This window comes from Spectribacter acetivorans (assembly GCF_031846305.1).
GTDB lineage: Bacteria > Pseudomonadota > Gammaproteobacteria > Nevskiales > Salinisphaeraceae > Spectribacter > Spectribacter acetivorans.
This window is the reverse complement of sequence record NZ_JAVRHY010000008.1, coordinates 100,139-118,258: the sequence shown is the minus strand read 5'-3', so window position 1 is coordinate 118,258 and position 18,120 is coordinate 100,139. Positions and strand designations below refer to the sequence as shown.

At 66.7% G+C, this 18,120-nt stretch carries 16 protein-coding genes; 11 read left to right on the top strand and 5 right to left on the bottom strand.

Annotated elements, in window-relative coordinates; translation table 11 throughout:
- Nucleotides 1–6: 6 nt before the first annotated feature.
- Genes rnpA through RM531_RS10330 form a run of 4 tightly spaced genes read left to right on the top strand, consistent with a single transcriptional unit; the run spans nt 7 to nt 3,719 of the window.
- Nucleotides 7–396, top strand: coding sequence for a ribonuclease P protein component (gene rnpA, locus RM531_RS10345; RefSeq protein WP_311659099.1), 390 nt, complete (start codon nt 7–9; stop codon nt 394–396).
- Entirely contained in the window at nt 389–2,104 is a 1,716-nt protein-coding gene (gene yidC / locus RM531_RS10340) for a membrane protein insertase YidC (protein WP_311659098.1), read from the top strand. The genes rnpA and yidC overlap by 8 nt, the downstream gene beginning before the upstream one ends.
- A gap of 6 nt (nt 2,105–2,110) precedes the next feature.
- Nucleotides 2,111–3,454 carry a tRNA uridine-5-carboxymethylaminomethyl(34) synthesis GTPase MnmE gene (gene mnmE, locus RM531_RS10335; protein ID WP_349255430.1) on the top strand — a complete coding sequence of 448 codons (1,344 nt, stop codon included), beginning with the start codon at nt 2,111–2,113 and terminating at the stop codon, nt 3,452–3,454.
- A gap of 16 nt (nt 3,455–3,470) precedes the next feature.
- On the top strand, nt 3,471–3,719 hold the full coding sequence (locus tag RM531_RS10330; protein WP_311659095.1) for a hypothetical protein: 249 nt from the start codon (nt 3,471–3,473) through the stop codon (nt 3,717–3,719).
- Here the strand turns inward: RM531_RS10330 and RM531_RS10325 are convergent.
- Genes RM531_RS10325 through RM531_RS10315 form a run of 3 tightly spaced genes read right to left on the bottom strand, consistent with a single transcriptional unit; the run spans nt 3,694 to nt 6,076 of the window.
- The gene (locus tag RM531_RS10325; RefSeq protein WP_311659094.1) at nt 3,694–4,467 is read right to left on the bottom strand and encodes a glutaminyl-peptide cyclotransferase; all 774 of its coding nucleotides are present in this window, start codon (nt 4,465–4,467) and stop codon (nt 3,694–3,696) included. The two genes, RM531_RS10330 and RM531_RS10325, sit on opposite strands and share 26 nt — an antisense overlap.
- A complete protein-coding gene (locus tag RM531_RS10320) occupies nt 4,452–5,144 on the bottom strand; it encodes a gamma-glutamyl-gamma-aminobutyrate hydrolase family protein (protein ID WP_311659093.1) in 693 nt (230 codons plus the stop codon). The genes RM531_RS10325 and RM531_RS10320 overlap by 16 nt, the downstream gene beginning before the upstream one ends.
- On the bottom strand, nt 5,123–6,076 hold the full coding sequence (locus RM531_RS10315) for an amidoligase family protein (protein ID WP_311659092.1): 954 nt from the start codon (nt 6,074–6,076) through the stop codon (nt 5,123–5,125). The genes RM531_RS10320 and RM531_RS10315 overlap by 22 nt, the downstream gene beginning before the upstream one ends.
- Before the next feature lie 212 nt (nt 6,077–6,288).
- Here RM531_RS10315 and aceE point away from each other — a divergent pair, with 212 nt between their 5' ends.
- From aceE to lpdA, 3 genes are all read left to right on the top strand, one after another.
- Entirely contained in the window at nt 6,289–8,967 is a 2,679-nt protein-coding gene (gene aceE / locus RM531_RS10310) for a pyruvate dehydrogenase (acetyl-transferring), homodimeric type (RefSeq protein ID WP_311659112.1), read from the top strand.
- Between the two features lie 123 nt (nt 8,968–9,090).
- Entirely contained in the window at nt 9,091–10,416 is a 1,326-nt protein-coding gene (aceF, locus tag RM531_RS10305; protein ID WP_311659091.1) for a dihydrolipoyllysine-residue acetyltransferase, read from the top strand.
- Between the two features lie 74 nt (nt 10,417–10,490).
- Complete coding sequence (gene lpdA, locus RM531_RS10295) at nt 10,491–12,287, top strand: dihydrolipoyl dehydrogenase (RefSeq protein ID WP_349255429.1); 1,797 nt, start codon at nt 10,491–10,493, stop codon at nt 12,285–12,287.
- Nucleotides 12,288–12,299: 12 nt separating this feature from the next.
- Here the strand turns inward: lpdA and RM531_RS10290 are convergent, their stop codons facing one another.
- A complete protein-coding gene (locus RM531_RS10290; protein ID WP_311659090.1) occupies nt 12,300–13,364 on the bottom strand; it encodes a saccharopine dehydrogenase family protein in 1,065 nt (354 codons plus the stop codon).
- A gap of 10 nt (nt 13,365–13,374) precedes the next feature.
- The gene (locus RM531_RS10285; RefSeq protein ID WP_311659089.1) at nt 13,375–14,181 is read right to left on the bottom strand and encodes an SDR family oxidoreductase; all 807 of its coding nucleotides are present in this window, start codon (nt 14,179–14,181) and stop codon (nt 13,375–13,377) included.
- A gap of 112 nt (nt 14,182–14,293) precedes the next feature.
- Between RM531_RS10285 and RM531_RS10280 the strand changes: the two genes are divergently transcribed.
- From RM531_RS10280 to RM531_RS10265, 4 genes are read left to right on the top strand one after another with little or no spacing between them, the layout of a single operon-like run.
- Nucleotides 14,294–15,001 (top strand): histidine phosphatase family protein, encoded by a 708-nt coding sequence (locus RM531_RS10280; protein ID WP_311659088.1) that lies wholly within the window; start codon nt 14,294–14,296, stop codon nt 14,999–15,001.
- Between the two features lie 14 nt (nt 15,002–15,015).
- Nucleotides 15,016–16,215 carry an acyl-CoA dehydrogenase family protein gene (locus RM531_RS10275; RefSeq protein WP_311659087.1) on the top strand — a complete coding sequence of 400 codons (1,200 nt, stop codon included), beginning with the start codon at nt 15,016–15,018 and terminating at the stop codon, nt 16,213–16,215.
- A gap of 6 nt (nt 16,216–16,221) precedes the next feature.
- Entirely contained in the window at nt 16,222–16,959 is a 738-nt protein-coding gene (locus RM531_RS10270) for a TetR/AcrR family transcriptional regulator (RefSeq protein WP_311659086.1), read from the top strand.
- A complete protein-coding gene (locus RM531_RS10265) occupies nt 16,956–18,023 on the top strand; it encodes a phosphotransferase family protein (RefSeq protein ID WP_311659084.1) in 1,068 nt (355 codons plus the stop codon). Before RM531_RS10270 ends, RM531_RS10265 begins: the two co-directional genes overlap by 4 nt.
- The last annotated feature ends 97 nt before the right edge of the window (nt 18,024–18,120 follow it).

The following is an 18,120-nucleotide window of genomic DNA, read 5'->3' as shown; positions in this document are numbered from 1 at the left end:
GTCGGATTGCCCACGGCACGGCTGCGGCCGACGTCCAGGCTACGCAATGCCAGCGCGTTCAAGCAGGTCTTCGCACAGGGTCGCCGCCAGGCTGACGCCGATTTCGTGGTGATCTGGGCGCCGTCACCGGCTGCCCGTCCCCGGTTAGGTCTGGCCATCTCCAAGCGCCGCGCCAGACGCGCGGTGGATCGCAACCGCATCAAGCGAGTGGTGCGGGAGAGCTTCCGCCATGCTGCTGCGGAATTGCCTGATGTCGACGTGGTGGTGCTGGCCCGGCAGGCTACTCATCGCCGCACCCGGCGTCAGTTGTTCGAGAGCCTGACGCAGCACTGGGAAAAGCTGCGCCGCCAACCAAGCCAAGCCACTGCGCAAAGGATCGAACCGGACCATGGATAATCTGCGCTTTGCGCTTCTCTGCGCGCTCGGTGTGCTGGGCTTCTTCCTCTATCAGGCATGGGAAGCGGATTACGCGGATCAACGCCGGGCGGCGGAAAGCGACCCGGCGCCGTCGGTGACCCGCGAGGCCGATAACGACCTGCCGGACATCAGCGATGCGCCAACGCAGACGCAGGATGCGCAGTCCGAGGCGCCCGAACCCGACACGGACCGTTCCGCCGCCGGTCTGGCGTCAGGATCAACCGTGCGGGTGGTCACCGACACGCTGGATGCGGTGATCGACACCCAGGGCGGCGACATCCGCCGCATGCGGCTGATCGGTGTGCCGGTCAGCGGCGAGGACGACAGTGATCTGGTGCTGCTCAACGACGAGGCACCGAATTTCTTCATTGCTCAGAGCGGCCTGCTGGTGGAATCCGGCGATGCGCCCGACCATCGCGCGACCTACCGCAGTGACCGCGACCGTTACGAGATGGGGCCGAATCAGGACACGCTCGAGGTACCCCTGACCTGGACCGGTGCCGACGGGCGCGAGGTGACCAAGGTCTACCGCTTCGAGCGTGGCCATTACCGCATCGGACTGACCCACGAGGTACGCAACAACGGCGGCCAGGCATGGACCGTCAGTCCGTATGCCCGGCTGTGGCGCACGCCCTTCGATCATGGCCAGGAGGCACCGTTCGCCTACAGTTTCACGGGCGTGGGCTGGCACGAGGCCAAGGCCGATGCTGACGGCTACCGGTTCGAGAAGGTGGCTGCCGAGGATCTCCCCGAGGAACCGCTGAAACAGCGCCAGGAAGGCGGCTGGGTCTCGGTGATGCAGCACTACTTCCTGGGGGCGATAATCCCGCCGGCCGGGGAGTCGGTAAGCCTCTACGCCAAGGCCAAGGCCGTCCCGGGTTCGACCGCGCCGGGCTTCGAGGCCGGGTACGTGGGCGCCCAGCGGGTGGTCGAACCCGGGCAGCGCACCACCATCAGCACCGAGCTATTCCTCGGGCCGAAGCTCCAGGACCGGCTGGAGGACGTCGCACCCGGGCTGGTGCTGACGGTGGATTACGGCATCTTCACGTTTCTTTCCAGCCCGCTGTTCTGGGTGCTGGAAAAGCTGCACGACTTGGTTGGCAATTGGGGCTGGTCGATCGTGCTGCTCACGGTGCTGATCAAGCTGGCGTTCTACAAGCTCTCGGAAACCCAGTTCCGCGCGATGGCGCGCATGCGCAAGTTCGCGCCGCGCATGCAGCAGTTGAAAGAGCAGTACGGCGATGACCGCCAGAAGCTCCAGGAAAAGATGATGGACCTCTACAAGAAGGAGGGCTTCAATCCCCTGGGCGGCTGCTGGCCGCTGCTGGTGCAGATGCCGGTGTTCATCGCCCTGTACTGGGTACTGCACGAATCGGTGGAACTGAGGCATGCCGACTTCATGCTGTGGATCAACGACCTGTCCAGTCCCGATCCCTACTACATCCTGCCCATTGCCTTCGGCCTGACGATGTTCGCCCAGCAGAAGCTGTCGGCCTCGTCCATGACCATGGACCCGATGCAGCAACGCATGATGCAGATCATGCCGATCGCGCTGTCGGTATTCTTCGCGTTCTTCCCCGCCGGGCTGGTGGTTTACTGGTTCACCAACAACCTGCTCTCGATCGGTCAGCAGTGGTACATCTACCGCAAGCTCGACCAGGAGGGCCTGGGCCAGGCCAGCGGGTAACCGCGTCTGGCCGACGGCGTGCCCGAGTCGGACACCATCGCCGCTGTCGCCACCCCGCCGGGCCGGGGCGGCATCGGGGTGGTTCGGCTGTCCGGGCCCGCTGTTCCCGCGATCGCCTGGGAATGGCTGGGCCGTTGCCCCTCACCACGCCGGGCCCAGCTCGCCGATTTCCGGGATGCCCAAAGCGGCCTGATCGACAGCGGTCTGGTGCTGTACTTCCCGGCCCCGGCCTCCTTCACCGGGGAGCATGTGCTGGAGTTGCAGGCCCACGGCGGCCCGGCGGTGATGGAATCGCTGCTGGCCCGTGCTCTGGAACTGGGCGCCCGGGTGGCCAATCCCGGCGAGTTTTCCCAACGGGCCTTTCTGAACGGCAAGCTCGACCTGGCCCAGGCTGAAGCGGTGGCGGATCTGATCGCCGCGGGCAGCCGCCAGGCCGCGGCCGCGGCGGCGCGCAGCCTGGCCGGGGCGTTTTCCCGCCGCGTCGCGGCCCTGGCCGAAGGCGTGATGCGCCTGCGGGTGCATGTCGAGGCCGCCATCGACTTCCCCGATGACGACGTGGATTTCCTGGCCGATCAGCGCATTGCCGATGATCTGGCTGGCCGGATCGACGAGCTGGCTCGGTTGCGCATCGAGACTGGTCGCGGCGCGGCGCTGCAGGAAGGGCTGCGCATCGCCATCCTGGGTGCGCCCAATGTCGGCAAGTCCAGCCTGCTCAACGCACTGGCCGGCCGCGACAGCGCCATCGTCACCGACGTCCCCGGCACCACCCGGGACGTGTTGCGCGAGACCCTGCACATCGACGGCCTGGCCCTGCATCTGGCAGACACCGCCGGTCTGCGGGAAACCGACGATGCGGTGGAGGCCGAGGGCGTGCGCCGGGCCCGGCGTGAAGCCGAACAGGCCGATTGCCTACTGCTGGTCACCGACGATCGTGACGGCGAATCACCCCGCCTGCCCCCGGGCCTGGACGGCCTGGCGTCGCCGCGTCTGCATCTGCGCAACAAGTGCGATCTCAGCGGCCGGGCGGCGGGGCCGCTGCCCGACGGCAGTCTGCGCCTGTCCGCGGTGCGCGGCGAGGGCATCGACGCGCTGCTGGAACGGTTGCGGGCGCAGGCCGGGCTGGGCGCGGGCGAGCCCGAGTTTCTGGCCCGCCGCCGACATCTGGCCGCGCTGGACCGGGCCGCCAGGGCCCTGGCCGAGGGTCGGACCCACCTGCAGGATCACGCCGCCGGCGAACTGCTGGCCGAGGAGCTGCGCGCGGCGCAGCAGGCACTCGGCACGATCACCGGCGAGGTCTCCAGTGAAGACCTGCTGGGGGAGATATTCTCCCGTTTCTGTATCGGGAAATAGCCGCTAGACTCGGCGGATGTTGTTCATCGATCTGATCCTGGGTGTGGTCGCCACCGGCTACGCTCACTGGGGGCTGCCGGCCACGGTCCGCAGCACCGGCCAGGTGGTGGTGGTGCGCAGCCTGCTGGCCTTCACCGGTCTGGGCACCGGACTGATCGCCATGAACAGCCTGACCGATCGGCCTGCGTGGCTGGCCTTCGCGGTCGGCTTCGGGGTGATCCACATCCCGGCGGCCGCGATCATTTATCTGAAGCGCCAGCGCTAGGCACCACCCGGATTTCGAACAGGCGCGGCCAGTACTTGCCGGTGACGAACAGACGGTCCGTCGCCGGGTCGTGGGCAATGCCGTTGAACACATCCACCTGGTAACCGGCCGGCAGCTGTTCGCGCAGCAGCGCGGCGTTGATAGTGCCCACCACCGCGCCGGATGCCGGATCGATGCGGGCGATCAGGTCGGTGCCGTAGACGTTGGCCCAGATCTGATCGTCGACCATCTCCAGTTCGTTGAGACGGCGGATCGGCTGGCCGTCGACGTGTACCGACAGGCGGGACTTCACCTCGAAACTGTCCGGGTCCAGGCGCTGCAGTTCATCGGAGCCGTCGCTCATGATCAGATGCTCGCCATCGTAGGTCAGGCCCCAGCCCTCGCCGGCATAGTCGAAGCGACCGACCCGTTCCAGCGTGTCGGCGTTGTAGATGAGCCCGCGTCCGGCCTTCCAGGTCAGCTGGATCAGGCGGTCGCCCACCCGCGCCAGGCCTTCCCCGAAACGGTCGCGGTCCAGCGAGACCGAGTGCTCGACCTCGCCGTTTTCCAGAGTGATGCGTCGCAGGGTGGATTCGCCGTAGCGGCCGGTGCTTTCCAGTAGATGGCCATCGTGCCAGATCAGGCCCTGGGTGTAGGCCCCGGGATCATGGGGATAACGGGCCGCGATCTCCACCGTGTACTGCACCGGCGTGGCCTCGGCTGCGAGACCCAGCGCCAGGCCCATCAGAATCGTCAGGCTGCGGCGCATGTCGCCCCTCTCGCGGCGGTAACCAGCGCCCGGAACAGCCGCTGCTGACGGCCCTGCCAGGGCAGGTATTCGGGATGCCACTGTACGCCCAGGCAGAATCCCCCATCCTCGGCCTCGATGCCCTGGGCAATGGCGTCGTCGTCGCGGGCGGTGATGCGAAGCCCGGTGCCGGGATTGGCCACCGCCTGGTGATGCAGGCTGTTCATCGACACCGTGGTGGCATCCAGGATCATGGCGAGGCGGCTGCCGTGGTCCAGCCGCACCCGTTTCGACGGCCACAGGCGCCGGCGATTGCTGGTGGTCCGGCGTCGACTGCGCAGGTCCTGATAAAGCGTGCCGCCCAGGGCAACATTGATCAGCTGAGCGCCGCGGCAGATGCCCAGCAGCGGCCGGCCGGCGGCCAGGGCGTTCCGGATCGTCCGCAGTTCGAAGGCATCCCGCCCGGAATCGGGGGCCGCCGGCGGGTGCTCGCCCAGCGCATCATAGAGCGCCGGGGCGATATCTTCGCCACCGCCGATGATCATGCCGTCCGGGTGAATATCGTCGCCCGGACGGTTCGGCGTCAGCCGCATCGCCCGACCCCCGGCACGGGCTACTGCCAAGCGGGTGAACCACCAGGCCGGTACCGCATGGCCGTCGGGCCCGGTCACGCCGATCAGCGGTCGTCGGGCACCCATGCCCATTCTCCGGCCTGATCGGCCCAGTTGCCGACCAGCCCGGATAGCCACTTGTCGCGGTGCGCCCGATAGGCGATGCAGGCCTCTTCCAGCGCCGCCGGATCGGCGGCCAGATGTTCCACTGCCAGCCAGTGTTGCCAGGGCTGGATCAGCTGCCAGTCGGGATTCTCGATCTCGCAGTTGGGCAGGCGGTAATGCAGGGTGGGCCGTGCGTTCACCAGCTGATCGTCGATCACGGCGTCCACCCGCGCCGCATCCAGGTGCCGCCACAGCGGCAGCATGTCCAGCGCCCGGTTGCGGGTGGGATTGTGGGTCAGGTAATCGTCGATCAGTGCCCCCAGATCCGGCGTCCCGGTTTCCAGCAGTCGGTCCACGTAGGCTCTGGGAAATGGCTGGATATAGGGAAACACCCGGCGCGAGATGTCCACCCGCGAGACCTTCTGCAGCCAGTCGAACAGCACCGCGAACGAGCGCAGATAGGCATGGATGGTGGCCGCGTCCAGCGCGGGCAGTTCCGGATTCAGGTGCAGGCCGAAGGCGTAGATCGGCGAGTCGTCGGTGCCGCGGGCCCCGGCTTCGCGCAGCGCCGTGATCAGCGGCTCCAGCTCGCCCAGCCGGTCGATCGGCACTGGCGGGCCGACGATCTCGAACGGCACGACCTGCTTGGCCACTGCCGCCAGCAGGTCCTCGGACAACCGCTCGATGTCGGCCGCGGGCTGGTCGCGGCGGCCCAGCTTCTTGAGGTAGGCGTAGTCCAGTTCGATGCCGAAATCGCCGAGCGCGGTCTCGCGCACCTTGTACTCGTAGGGGCTGATCGGGTCGATCTCGCCGCCGAGCACGGATTTGACGATGCGCACGATCGTCTCGATGCCCAGGCCGGAGAACTCGAGTTCTACCCCCACCCGCCGGGGCTGGCCATGCTCGTTGTCCATCCGTGGTGCCCGCCAGTGTTCGGGCGTTGCGGGCGCGAGCCCCGCTGGCTGACTAGTCGACACGGCGGCGTCTCCGGATGTGGACAGGAAAGTCGCGATGGTAGCGCAACCACCCGATCTGGCGGTTTCTAAAACTCCGGGGCTTCGTTAGAGTGAGCGACCTGATCCTACCCAGTGACGGCGTGAGCCGCGCGCGTGACATGACCCAAACAATGCCGCCGTCCCGCGATATCCTGCCGGATCAGGATATCGATCCCGAAGAAACCGGGGAGTGGCTGGCCGCACTGGAGGCGGTGATCGAAGTCGAGGGGCCGGCCCGGGCCCATCAGCTACTGGAAGCGCTGATCGAGAAGTCCCGCCGCTCCGGCGCCTACATCCCGTTTTCGCCTTACACGGCCTACATCAACACCATCCCTGCACACCGCGAGGCCCGTTCGCCCGGCGATCCGGCGGTGGAATGGCGCATCCGCTCCATCATCCGCTGGAATGCCATGGCCATGGTGGTTCAGGCCAACCGCCACCACGAGGGCGTGGGGGGCCACATCGCCAGTTTCGCCTCTGCGGCCACGCTCTACGACGTGGGCTTCAACCATTTCTGGCATGCGCCCAGTGACGATCACGGCGGGGATCTGGTCTACATCCAGGGACACTCGGCCCCGGGCATCTACGCCCGGTCGTTCCTGGAGGGCCGGCTGGACGAGGATCAGCTGCACAATTTCCGCGCCGAAGTGGGCGGCACCGGACTATCCAGCTATCCCCACGCCTGGCTGATGCCCGATTACTGGCAGTTCGCCACCGTGTCGATGGGCCTGGGCCCGATCACTGCCATCTACCAGGCCCGCTTCATGAAGTACCTGGAGAACCGCGGAGTCAGCAACACAGCGGGCCGCAAGGTGTGGTGCTTCTGCGGCGATGGGGAGATGGACGAGCCGGAGTCCATGGGTGCGATCGACATCGCCGCCCGCGAGGGGCTGGACAACCTGATCTTCGTGGTCAACTGCAATCTGCAGCGGCTGGACGGCCCGGTGCGGGGCGACGCCAAGATCATCCAGGAACTGGAGGGCGCTTTCCGCGGCGCCGGCTGGAACGTGATCAAGGTGATCTGGGGTGCGCTCTGGGACGGCCTGCTGGCCCAGGACCACGACGGCAAGCTGGTCCAGCGCATGAACGAGGCGGTGGACGGCGAATACCAGGCCTACAAGGCCAATGGCGGGGATTACACCCGCAAGCATTTCTTCGGCAAGTATCCCGAGCTGGAGCGCATGGTCGCCGCCATGTCCGACGAGGATGTCCGCCGGCTCAACCGCGGTGGCCACGACCCGCACAAAGTGTACGCCGCCTACCACGAGGCGGTGAACAATGCCGGCGGCCGCCCCACCGTGATCCTGGCCAAGACGGTCAAGGGCTATGGCATGGGCGAGGCCGGCGAGGGCCAGAACATCACCCATCAGCAGAAGAAGATGGGCGAAACCGCGCTCAAGGAATTCCGCGACCGCTTCGAGATCCCAGTGTCGGACGACGATATCGCCGAGGCCCCGTTCTACAAACCGGCCGAGAATTCCGAGGAAATTCGGTATCTCAAGGAACGCCGCGAGGCGCTGGGCGGCTACCTGCCGCAGCGGCGCCAGGACTGGGAAACGCTGGAAATTCCGCCGCTGTCGACTTTCGACAAGCTGCTGCAAGATTCGGGCGGCCGCGAGATGTCCACCACCATGGCGTTCGTGCGCATCCTGCAGCTGCTGACCCGCGACAGGAACGTGGGCAAGCGGGTGGTGCCGATCGTGCCCGACGAGGCCCGCACCTTCGGCATGGAAGGCATGTTCCGGTCACTGGGGATCTACTCGCCCGTGGGGCAGCTGTTCACCCCCGAGGATTCCGAACAGCTGGCCTACTACAAGGAGGCCGTGGACGGCCAGATCCTGGAGGAGGGCATTACCGAGGCGGGGTCGATGTCCTCGTTCATTGCCGCCGGCACGTCGTACTACAACCACGGCGTGGCGATGATCCCGTTCTACATTTTCTACTCGATGTTCGGGTATCAGCGGGTGGGCGATCTGTGCTGGGCGGCGGGCGACATGCGGGCCCGCGGCTTCCTGCTGGGTGGCACTGCCGGGCGCACCACCCTCAACGGCGAGGGTCTGCAGCATCAGGACGGACACAGCCAGCTGCTGATGCACACCATCCCCAACTGCCGCGCCTACGACCCGACCTTCGCCTACGAGCTGGCGGTGATCGTGCATGACGGTATGCGGCGCATGTTCGTCGAGCACGAGGATGTGTACTACTACCTCACCGTGATGAACGAGAACTACGAGCATCCGGCTTTGCCGGAGGGCGTGGCGGACGGCATCGTCCGCGGCATGTACCGCTTCTCGGAGGGTGACAAGCGCCTCAAGACGCGGGTGCAGCTGCTGGGCTCCGGCACCATCCTGCGCGAATCGATTGCTGCGGTGGATATGCTGGCCGAGGACTGGAAGGTCGCGGCGGACGTCTGGAGCGTGCCCAGCTTCGGCGAACTTCGCCGCGACGGCCTGGCCGCGGAACGCTGGAACACGCTGCATCCGGAGGAAGAACCCCGCGCCAGCTATGTCGCCCAGTGCCTGGCCGAGGCGGCGGGGCCGGCGGTGGCGGCTACCGATTACATGAAGGCCTACGCTGATCTGATCCGGCCATTCGTGCCCATGCCCTATTACACGCTGGGCACTGACGGCTACGGTCGGTCGGATACCCGCGAGGCCCTGCGCAACCACTTCGAAGTGGATCGGCGCTGGATTACCGTCACCGCCCTCAAGGCGCTGGCCGATGCCGGGGAAGTCGAACGCAGCACCGTGGCCGAAGCGATCCGCAAGTACGGCATCGATCCCGACAAGCCCGAGCCGGTGACGGTCTGAGCGTGCCGGTACCGGAACGACAGAAATCGCCAACCGCAAAGGTCGCGAAGTGAGGTTTCTGCTGATGCGTAAGGTTTTCTCTGCGTCTTTTGCGCCCTTTGCGGTTACAACAAGAGTTTCGCGATGAGCACGGAAATCAGGGTGCCGGACATTGGGGACTTCGACGCTGTCGAGGTGATTGAAGTCCTGGTGTCGGCTGGCGACGCGATCGAGAATGAGCAGCCGCTGATCACGCTGGAATCGGACAAGGCGACCATGGAAGTCCCGGCCACGGCCGCCGGCAAGGTGGCCGAGGTCCGCGTGAAGGAAGGCGACAAGGTCGCCGAGGGCGACGTGATCGTGATCCTCGAGGACAGCGGTGGCGATGCGGAAGACGAAGGCACCGCAGATGCTGCCGAAGATGCCGATGAGAAGGCGAGCGATAGCGGCCGGGCAAGCGCGGCCGAGCAGGAGGCGACAACGCCACCCGCCAGTAGCCAACCCGAAACCCGGAACGCATCGCGTGAAACCGCCGATGGTGTCGACGCCCGGCCCTCCGCCCCCGGCAAAGCGGCCCACGCCTCCCCGGCCGTTCGCAAGTTCGCCCGCGAACTGGGCGTCGATCTGTCCCGGGTGGAGGGCACGGGCCCCAAGAACCGCATCCGCAAGGAGGACGTCCAGCAGTTCGTGAAGCAGGCGGTCTCCGGTGCGGGCGCCACGCCCGCTGCCGCATCCGGTCTGCCGGCGCAGCCGGACGTGGACTTCTCGCAGTTCGGCGAGACCGAAACGGTCGCGCTGTCCCGCATCCGCAAGCTGTCGGCGAAGGCCCTGCATGCCAGCTGGCTGCGCATTCCGCATGTCACCCAGTTCGACCAGGCCGACATCACCGACCTCGAAGCCTTCCGCAAGAATCAGAAGTCGCGGGCCGAAAGCGAAGGGGTCAAGCTGACGATGCTGGCGTTCCTGCTCAAGGCGGCCGGCGTCACCCTGGCGGAATTTCCGGACCTCAACAGTGCGCTGGCCGCCGACGGTGAACACCTCATCCGCAAGCACTACTACAACGTGGGCGTGGCGGTGGACACCGACAACGGGCTGGTGGTGCCGGTGATCCGGGACGTGCTGAACAAGGGCGTATTCGATCTTGCCCACGAACTGAGCGAGGTGTCTGACCGGGCCCGCAACGGCAAGCTGAAAGGCGCGGATCTGCAGGGTGGCTGTTTCTCCATCTCCAGCCTGGGCGGCATCGGCGGCACGGCGTTCACGCCCATCGTAAACTCGCCCGAGGTCGGGATTCTCGGCGTGTCCCGCGCGGCAATGCAGCCGGTGTGGAACGGCAGCGAGTTCGTGCCACGCCTGATGCTGCCGTTGTCGCTCTCCTACGACCACCGGGTAATCGACGGCGCCGTGGCGGCCCGCATCACTGGCTTCCTGGCTGACGTGCTGGGCGATATCCGCAAGCTGTTGCTGTGAGCACGGCTGCGCGATGCTGTCGTGGGTTTCAAGTTCGCCGCGCCGATCAGCGCGGCATCGGTAATGGCTGAACGATGAGCCAGGAAATCAAGGTTCCGGACATTGGCGACTTCGACGCCGTCGAGGTGATCGAGGTACTGGTGGCGGTGGGCGACGAGGTGGCGGAAGAGCAGCCGCTGATCACGCTCGAATCCGACAAGGCCACCATGGAGGTTCCGGCGACGTCTGCCGGCAGGATCGCCGAGGTCAGGGTCAAGGAAGGTGACAAGGTTGGTGAGGGCGACGTGATTGTTGTCCTGGAGGACAGCGGTGGCGGTGCAGAAGAAAAAGAAACCGCAGATTCCGCCGATGACGCAGGCAAGAACAAAGACAAGGAAAACCAGTCAGCGGCGGCTCCGGTAGCGCCACGCGCCAGCACCCAACAGGAAACTCAAAACAGGAAACACGAAACGAGCGCCGAAGGTGCGCCCGACTGCGACCTGATCGTCCTCGGCGCCGGGCCCGGCGGCTACACCGCGGCTTTCCGCGCGGCCGACCTCGGCCTTGATGTTGTACTGGTGGAACGCTACCCCGCTCTCGGCGGCGTTTGCCTGAATGTCGGCTGCATTCCCTCGAAGGCGCTGTTGCACGCCGCCAAGGTGGTGGATGACGCCGCCGTTATGGCTGACAAGGGTATTCGTTTCGGCAAGCCGGAAATCGAGCTCGACAAGCTCATGTCCTGGAAGACGTCGGTGGTCGAACGGTTGACCAGCGGCCTGGTGGGACTGGCGAAGAAGCGCAAGGTCCGGGTCCTGCAGGGCACGGCCCGCTTTGCGGACGCGCACCGCGTGGTTATCGAACACGCGGGCGAGACACAGCACCTGAGCTTTGCCCACGCCATCGTGGCGGCCGGGTCGGAAGCGGTGATGCTGCCGGACCTGCCGGAGGACGAGCGCATTGTGACCTCAACAGGCGCCCTGTCACCGACCGACCTGCCCGACAGTCTGCTGGTGATTGGCGGCGGCATCATCGGGCTGGAGATGGCCAATGTCTACGCATCGCTGGGCAGCAAGGTGGATGTGGTGGAGATGACGCCGGACCTGATTCCGGGCGCCGACCGCGATCTGGTCAAGCCGCTGGCCAGGCGCATGGCGCAGCGCTGCCGGCACTTGTGGACCAGCACGAAAGTCACCGGAGTGAAGGCCAATCCGAAGTCGCTGACCGTCTCTTTCGACGGCAAGGATGCGCCGGATTCCGAGCGCTATGACCGGGTGCTGGTGGCGGTCGGCCGGCGGCCCAACGGCGGGCGCATCGGCGCCGATGCCGCCGGCGTTGCCGTCGACGAGCGCGGTTTCATTGCCGTCGATGCCCAGTGCCGGACCAATGTCGGCCACATCTTCGCCATCGGTGATATTACCGGGGAGCCACAACTGGCCCACCGCGCCAGCCACATGGGCAAGGTGGCCGCGGAAGTGGCTGCCGGGCACAAGGCCGGTTTCGACGCCATCGGGATTCCCTCCGTGGTCTACACCGATCCGGAAGTGGCCTGGGTCGGGGTGACCGAGAAACAGGCCAAGGCCGACGGCATCGCGGTGAAAAAGGGCAGCTTCCCCTGGGCGGCCAGCGGCCGGGCCCTGGGCATGGGCGTCGACGAGGGGCTGACCAAGATCCTGTTCGACGGCGAGACCGGCCGGGTGGTCGGCGCCGGTGCCGTGGGGCCGGGGGCGGGCGAACTGATTGCCGAACTGGGTCTGGCCATTGAAATGGGCGCGGACGCCGAGGACATTGCCCTGACCGTGCATGCCCACCCGACGCTGTCGGAAACCGTGGGCATGGCGGCCGAGGCCTCCCTGGGCACGCTCACCGACCTGTACCTGCCCAAACGGGGCTGATGACGGGCGCCCTCAGGCGTTGTCGATGGTCAGCTCGCTACTGCCCGGCAGGCGTGTCACCAGATCCTTGTCCACCAGCTTGGACGGGGTGTAGGCCCCGCCCTCGACCTCGTTATCGAGCAGGTGCCGGCTGACCGCGATGGCGCCGTCGATGGTGACGGTGTAGCCGTTGGCAGTCTTCACCCGGGCCACCCGGGTGTCGCCGCCGGCGTTGACCGCCTCGCCCCAGACGAACGTCGGCTGGCGTTCGCGGGTGGCGGCGTCGGGGCCGGTAACCCGCTTGCCGACCTGCCCCTTGAGAAACGCCTGCACCGGTGACAGCCCGAGCACCGGGCGTACCCAGTTGAGGCGCTTGACCTTCTTCACCAGACCGGGTGACGCGGGGATGTAGACCTCGATGTCGGGAATACCGGTGGTGTACCAGGCGGTGGCCACGTCGCCCCAGGGAATGGTCATGGCCAGTTTCTCGCCGTCGCCGAAGTCGATGCGGCGCACGCCGAAGGCCAGCGGCACGGTGGTGATGCCCCCGCCCTTGCGCACCTTGCCGCCCCCGGCCAGCCCTTCCACCGAGGACTTGGCCGTGCCCGGCGACATGCCGGAGCGGGAATCGAAGCCCAGGGTCAGCCGGGTGGCGTCCGGCAGAACGTCGGCCAGATGGGCGGCCACGCAGTCGGTGGGAATCACGTCGAATCCCACGCCCGGGCACAGCGCTACGCCGGCCTCGCGGGCCAGCCAGTGCTGGCTGAAGGCGTGCTCGAACACCGCGATTTCGCCGGTGATGTCCAGATAATGCGTACCGCTGGTGATGCAGGCCTCGACCATCGGGGCCGAGGTCGCCGAGAACGGCCCGGCGCAATGCAGCAGCACGTCCACCTCGGCCAGCTCGCCGGCCAGGGCGATGGGGTCATCCAGCCCGAAGGCGCGGTGCGCCAGCCCCAGTTCCTCGCCCAGCGCCGCCACCGACGCCGCGTTGCGGCCGGCCAGTATCGGGGTGAGTCCCTGGCGGCTCGCCTCGCGGGCGATCAGTTCGCCGGTATAGCCGTTGGCCCCGTAGATCATCCACTGCTTGTTCGACATTGCCGCGTTCCTATTGCGTGAAGCCGCGCGTGGCCTTGAGCACCGCCCGGAAAAATCCTTCCGGCGTGAGCCGCTTGAACCAATACTGCCGCCGTTCGGTGGCGTTGGGAATCACCATGAAGCGCCCGCCGGCCACGGCGGCATGTACCGCCTCGGCCACGTCGTCGGCGGTGATCGGGCTGCGTTCCATGAGCTTGCGCAGCACCTGCTGCTGGCGGGGGTGATGGGTACGGAAATTGTCCATCAGATTGGTCTGGAAAAAGGCCGGACAGACCACGCTGACGCCGACGTCGCGGTCGTGCTCCTCGCCGCGCAGGGTTTCCGACAGCGACAGCACCCCCGCCTTGACGACGTTGTAGGCTGCCATCCCCGGCGATGAGGCGATGGCGGCGAACGAGGCCACATTCACCACGTGGCCCCGCGACGCCCGCACCAGCGGAAGCGCGTGACGGCAGCCGTTGACCACCCCCATCAGGTTGATGTCGATCAGCCAGCGCCAGTCGTCCGCCGGGGTATCGGCCACCGTGCCGGCCGCGGCCACCCCGGCGTTGTTCACCCAGACGTCCACGCCGCCCCAGGCCTCGGTCAGCGCCTCGACCAGCGCCGCGTAGTCGGCCTCGTTCCGGGTATCCAGCGCGCGGGCCAGGCTTTCACCACCGGCGGTCTCGACCTCCGCGGCCACGGCGTCAGTGCGCTCGGGGGCGATGTCGGTGACCGCCACCCGGGCGCCGTCACGCGCATAGCGAAGTGCAATGGCGCGACCGAGACCGCTGCCGGCGCCTGTGATGGCAATGCGGGTGGGCGAGGTCTGATTCATGCTGACGCCGTGCGTTGCGGAATGCTATTTTTCGAGATTACCACGGCATCATTCATCTATCGAACGTTCGTCCGATATTGACGGGCCGGGCGACAGCGATTACCGTCCGCTCATGACCACTCTCACGCTCATCCGCCACGGGCAGGCCTCCTTCGGGCAGGCCAACTACGACGAGCTCTCGCCGCTCGGGCAGCGCCAGGCGCGTCTGACCGGCGCGCATCTGGCCCGCGTTGGCGCCGAGTTCGACGTGTGGCTGGCGGGCGATCTGCAGCGCCAGCAGCACACCGGCCGGCTGGCCGCCGAGGCCACCACGGCGGGCGGCGCGCCGACAGTAGAGCGGGAATCGGCCTTCAATGAATACGATGCCGACGGCATCTTCCGCGCCTATCTGCCCATGGTGCTGGGAGAGCAGCCCGAACTGGGCCAGCGCCAGCGGGAGCTGTTCACCGACCAGCGGTTGTTCCAGCGGGCCTTCGAGGGCGTGACGGCCAAGTGGCTGGCCGACACCCCGCACGACTCCCGGCCATTCGAGAGCTGGAGCCACTTCCGTGCCCGGGTCGAGGACGGCCTCGACCGCCTGCACCGCGACCACGACCGAAGCGCCCGGCTGGTTGCCTTCACCTCGGGCGGACCGGTCTCGGTGGCGGTGGCCAGTTGCCTGGGACTGTCCCCGGCCCAGACCGTCGAACTCAATTGGGTCGTATTCAATGCCTCTGTCACCGAGCTGCGATCCACCCGGTCCGGCTGGCGGCTGATGGGCTTCAATAACACCACTCATCTGCGTCTGGAAAACGATCCGGACGTGATCACGCTGCGATAGCGCAGGAGGACGCCATGGATTTTTCTGTTTCCGATAGCACCCGCGAGATGCTCGACAAGGCCCAGGCCTTCGTCGACGACCGGCTGATCCCGCTGGAACCCGAGGTCATGGGCCGTGACTGGCCCGACATCGAGCCGCAGCTCAACGAGTTGCGCGCCGAGGTCAAGAAGATGGGCATGTGGGCCCCCAATCTCCCGGCCGAGGTAGGCGGCATGGGCCTGTCACTGATGGACCTCGCCCTGTTGTCCGAAGTGATGGGCCAGACCCCGTTCGGGCATTTCTCGTTCGGGGCGCAGGCGCCCGATGCCGGCAACATGGAACTGCTGCTGGAATTCGGTACCGAGGACCAGAAGGAGCGCTTCCTCAAGCCGCTGGCTGCCGGCGAGATCCGGTCGTGTTTCTCCATGACCGACAAGAACACCGCCGGCTCCAACCCCACCCTGCTCAAGGCCACCGCCGTGCGCGACGGCGACGAGTACGTGATCAACGGCCACAAGTGGTTCACGTCGTCCTATGACGGCTCCGCGTTCACGGTGGTGATGGCGGTGACCAATCCCGAGGCCGAGAAACATCTTCGGGCCTCGATGATCATCGTGCCCTCGGATCAGGACGGGGTGGAGTTCGTGCGCAACGCCCCGGTGATGGGCCACCCGGGCAGCGGCTGGTTCAGCCATGCGGAACTGAAGTATCACGATGTCCGGGTGCCGGCGGCCAATATGCTCGGGCCGGAAGGCCAGGGCTTCCTGCTGGCGCAGAAGCGGCTGGGGCCGGGGCGCATCCACCATTGCATGCGCTGGCTGGGCATCTGCAAGCGGGCGCAGAAGCTGCTGTGCCGCCGGGCGCTGGAACGCGAGGTGGCCGACGGCCAGATGCTGGCCGATCAGCAGGCGGTGCAGTTCTGGATTGCCGAGAATGCCGCCGAGATCGAAGCGGCCCGGTCGATGGTGCTCAAGGCCGCCTGGACCGGCGACACCTACGGCTTCAAGGCCGCCCGCAACGAGATCGGCATGATCAAGTATTTCGTGGCCGGGGTGCTGCAGCGGGTGGTCGACCGGGCGCTGCAGGCGCACGGGGCGCTGGGCATGACCGACGACACGGTGCTGGCCTGGTACTACCGCGAGGAACGGGCCGCCCGTATCTATGACGGCCCGGACGAGGTGCACAAGCGCACCGTGGCCCGCCACGAGCTGGGCCGGGCGATGGCCTCGGGCTGATAGCGCGTGGTGCCGGCCGTGGCCAACCGCCGGGCGGCGGATGAACTGCGGGCGTTCCGGCGCGATGCCGGGGTGTCCATGACCGAGCTGTGCCGGGCGATCTACGCCGAACACGGCGACAGCGTGTCGGTGCAGAACGAAACCATCGCCGTGGCCAATCTGGCCAGAATTGTCGATGCCACCCTGGCCATCGCCAATCGCAAGGGGTTCGCGGCTATGAGCCTGCGGGACCTGGCGCGGCGCACCGGGCTGTCACTGGGCGGGCTCTACGCCTACTTCCAGAGCAAGGACGAACTGGTGGCGGTGATCCAGCGCCAGGGGCAGCGGCAGATCGAGCAGGTGCTGCGCCGGCAGGTGGATCAGCATGTTACCGCCCGTGCCCGGCTGGACGAGGCCATCCGGGCCCACGTGTTGCTCAGCGAGATCCTGCGGCCGTGGTTCGTGTTCCTCTACATGGAAGCCCGCCATCTGGGGCAGGCCGAGCGCCGCCAGGCGGTGGCGATGGAGGAGGCCACCGAGGAAATCTTCGCCGCCATCATCCGGGAAGGTCAGGCCGACGGCAGTTTCCGCGACACCGACGCGCTGGCCGCCGCCGCCATGCTCAAGGCGGTGCTGCAGGACTGGTATCTCAAGCACGGCAAGCACGGCCGCCGCGGCCAGACCGCCGCGGGCTATGCTCGTGCCGTGCAGGAACTGGCGACGCGCTATCTGGCGCCCACGCCCATGGAGGAAATCACCGTATGACCGAAATCGATCACGCCACCGACATTCGCGAGGGCGAGGACCTGGATACCGCCGCGCTCGCGGCCTATTTCCGTGACGCCGCGCCGGAACTGGCGGGGGATCTGGCCATCCGCCAGTTTCCCGGCGGCGCGTCCAACCTGACCTACTCGCTGCAGGCCAATGGCCGCGAGTATGTGCTGCGGCGCCCGCCGTTCGGCAGCAATGTCGCCTCGGCCCACGACATGGGCCGGGAATTCGAGGTGCTCTCGCGGCTTCAGGGGGTGTTCGAGTACGCCCCGCGGCCGGTGGTCCACTGCACCGACGAGAGCGTGATCGGCGCCGAGTTCTACGTGATGGAGCGTCTCACCGGCATCATCGTCCGCCGTGATCTGCCGGAGGGCATGAGCCTGTCGGCCGACCAGGCCGCGCGGCTGTGTGAATCGCTGCTGGACGTCCAGGCGGAACTGCACACCATTGATGTCGAGGCCGCGGGCATGGCCGATTTCGGCAAGCCCGCCGGCTATGTCGAGCGCCAGATTCGCGGCTGGAACAAGCGCTTTCGCAACGCCCGCACCGACGATGTGCCCGACTGCGAGCCGATCATGGCCTGGCTGGAGGACAAGATGCCGTGTGATCCCGGTCGGGCGGCAATCATCCACAACGATTACAAGCTGGACAACGTGGTGCTCGACCCGGCCGACCCGACCCGCATCATCGGCGTGCTGGACTGGGAGATGGCCACCCTGGGTGATCCGGTGATGGATTTCGCCTGCTCCATGTCCTACTGGGTGCAGGCCGATGATCCGGAAACCCTGCAGGGGGTACGCATGGGCCCGACCAACCTGCCGGGCATGCTCACCCGCGATCAGATGCTGGCCCGGTACCGGGAACGCACGGGTCTCGACGTCGATAACTGGGATTTCTACTACGTGTTCGGCGTGTTCCGGCTGATCGCCATCGTCCAGCAGATCTACAAGCGCTACAAGGAAGGCAAGACCCAGGACGAGCGGTTCAAGGCATTCCGGATATTCGTGCCGGTGCTGGGTGATGTCTGCCAGCGTGTGATCGACCAGTCGCGGCTTTGAACCACGTATACGCGACACGAACTACGAACCGCGAAGGGCGCAACGGAGAAGCGAAAAGAATTGCTTTGCGACCTTTGCGGTTAAGAAATTCAACGCA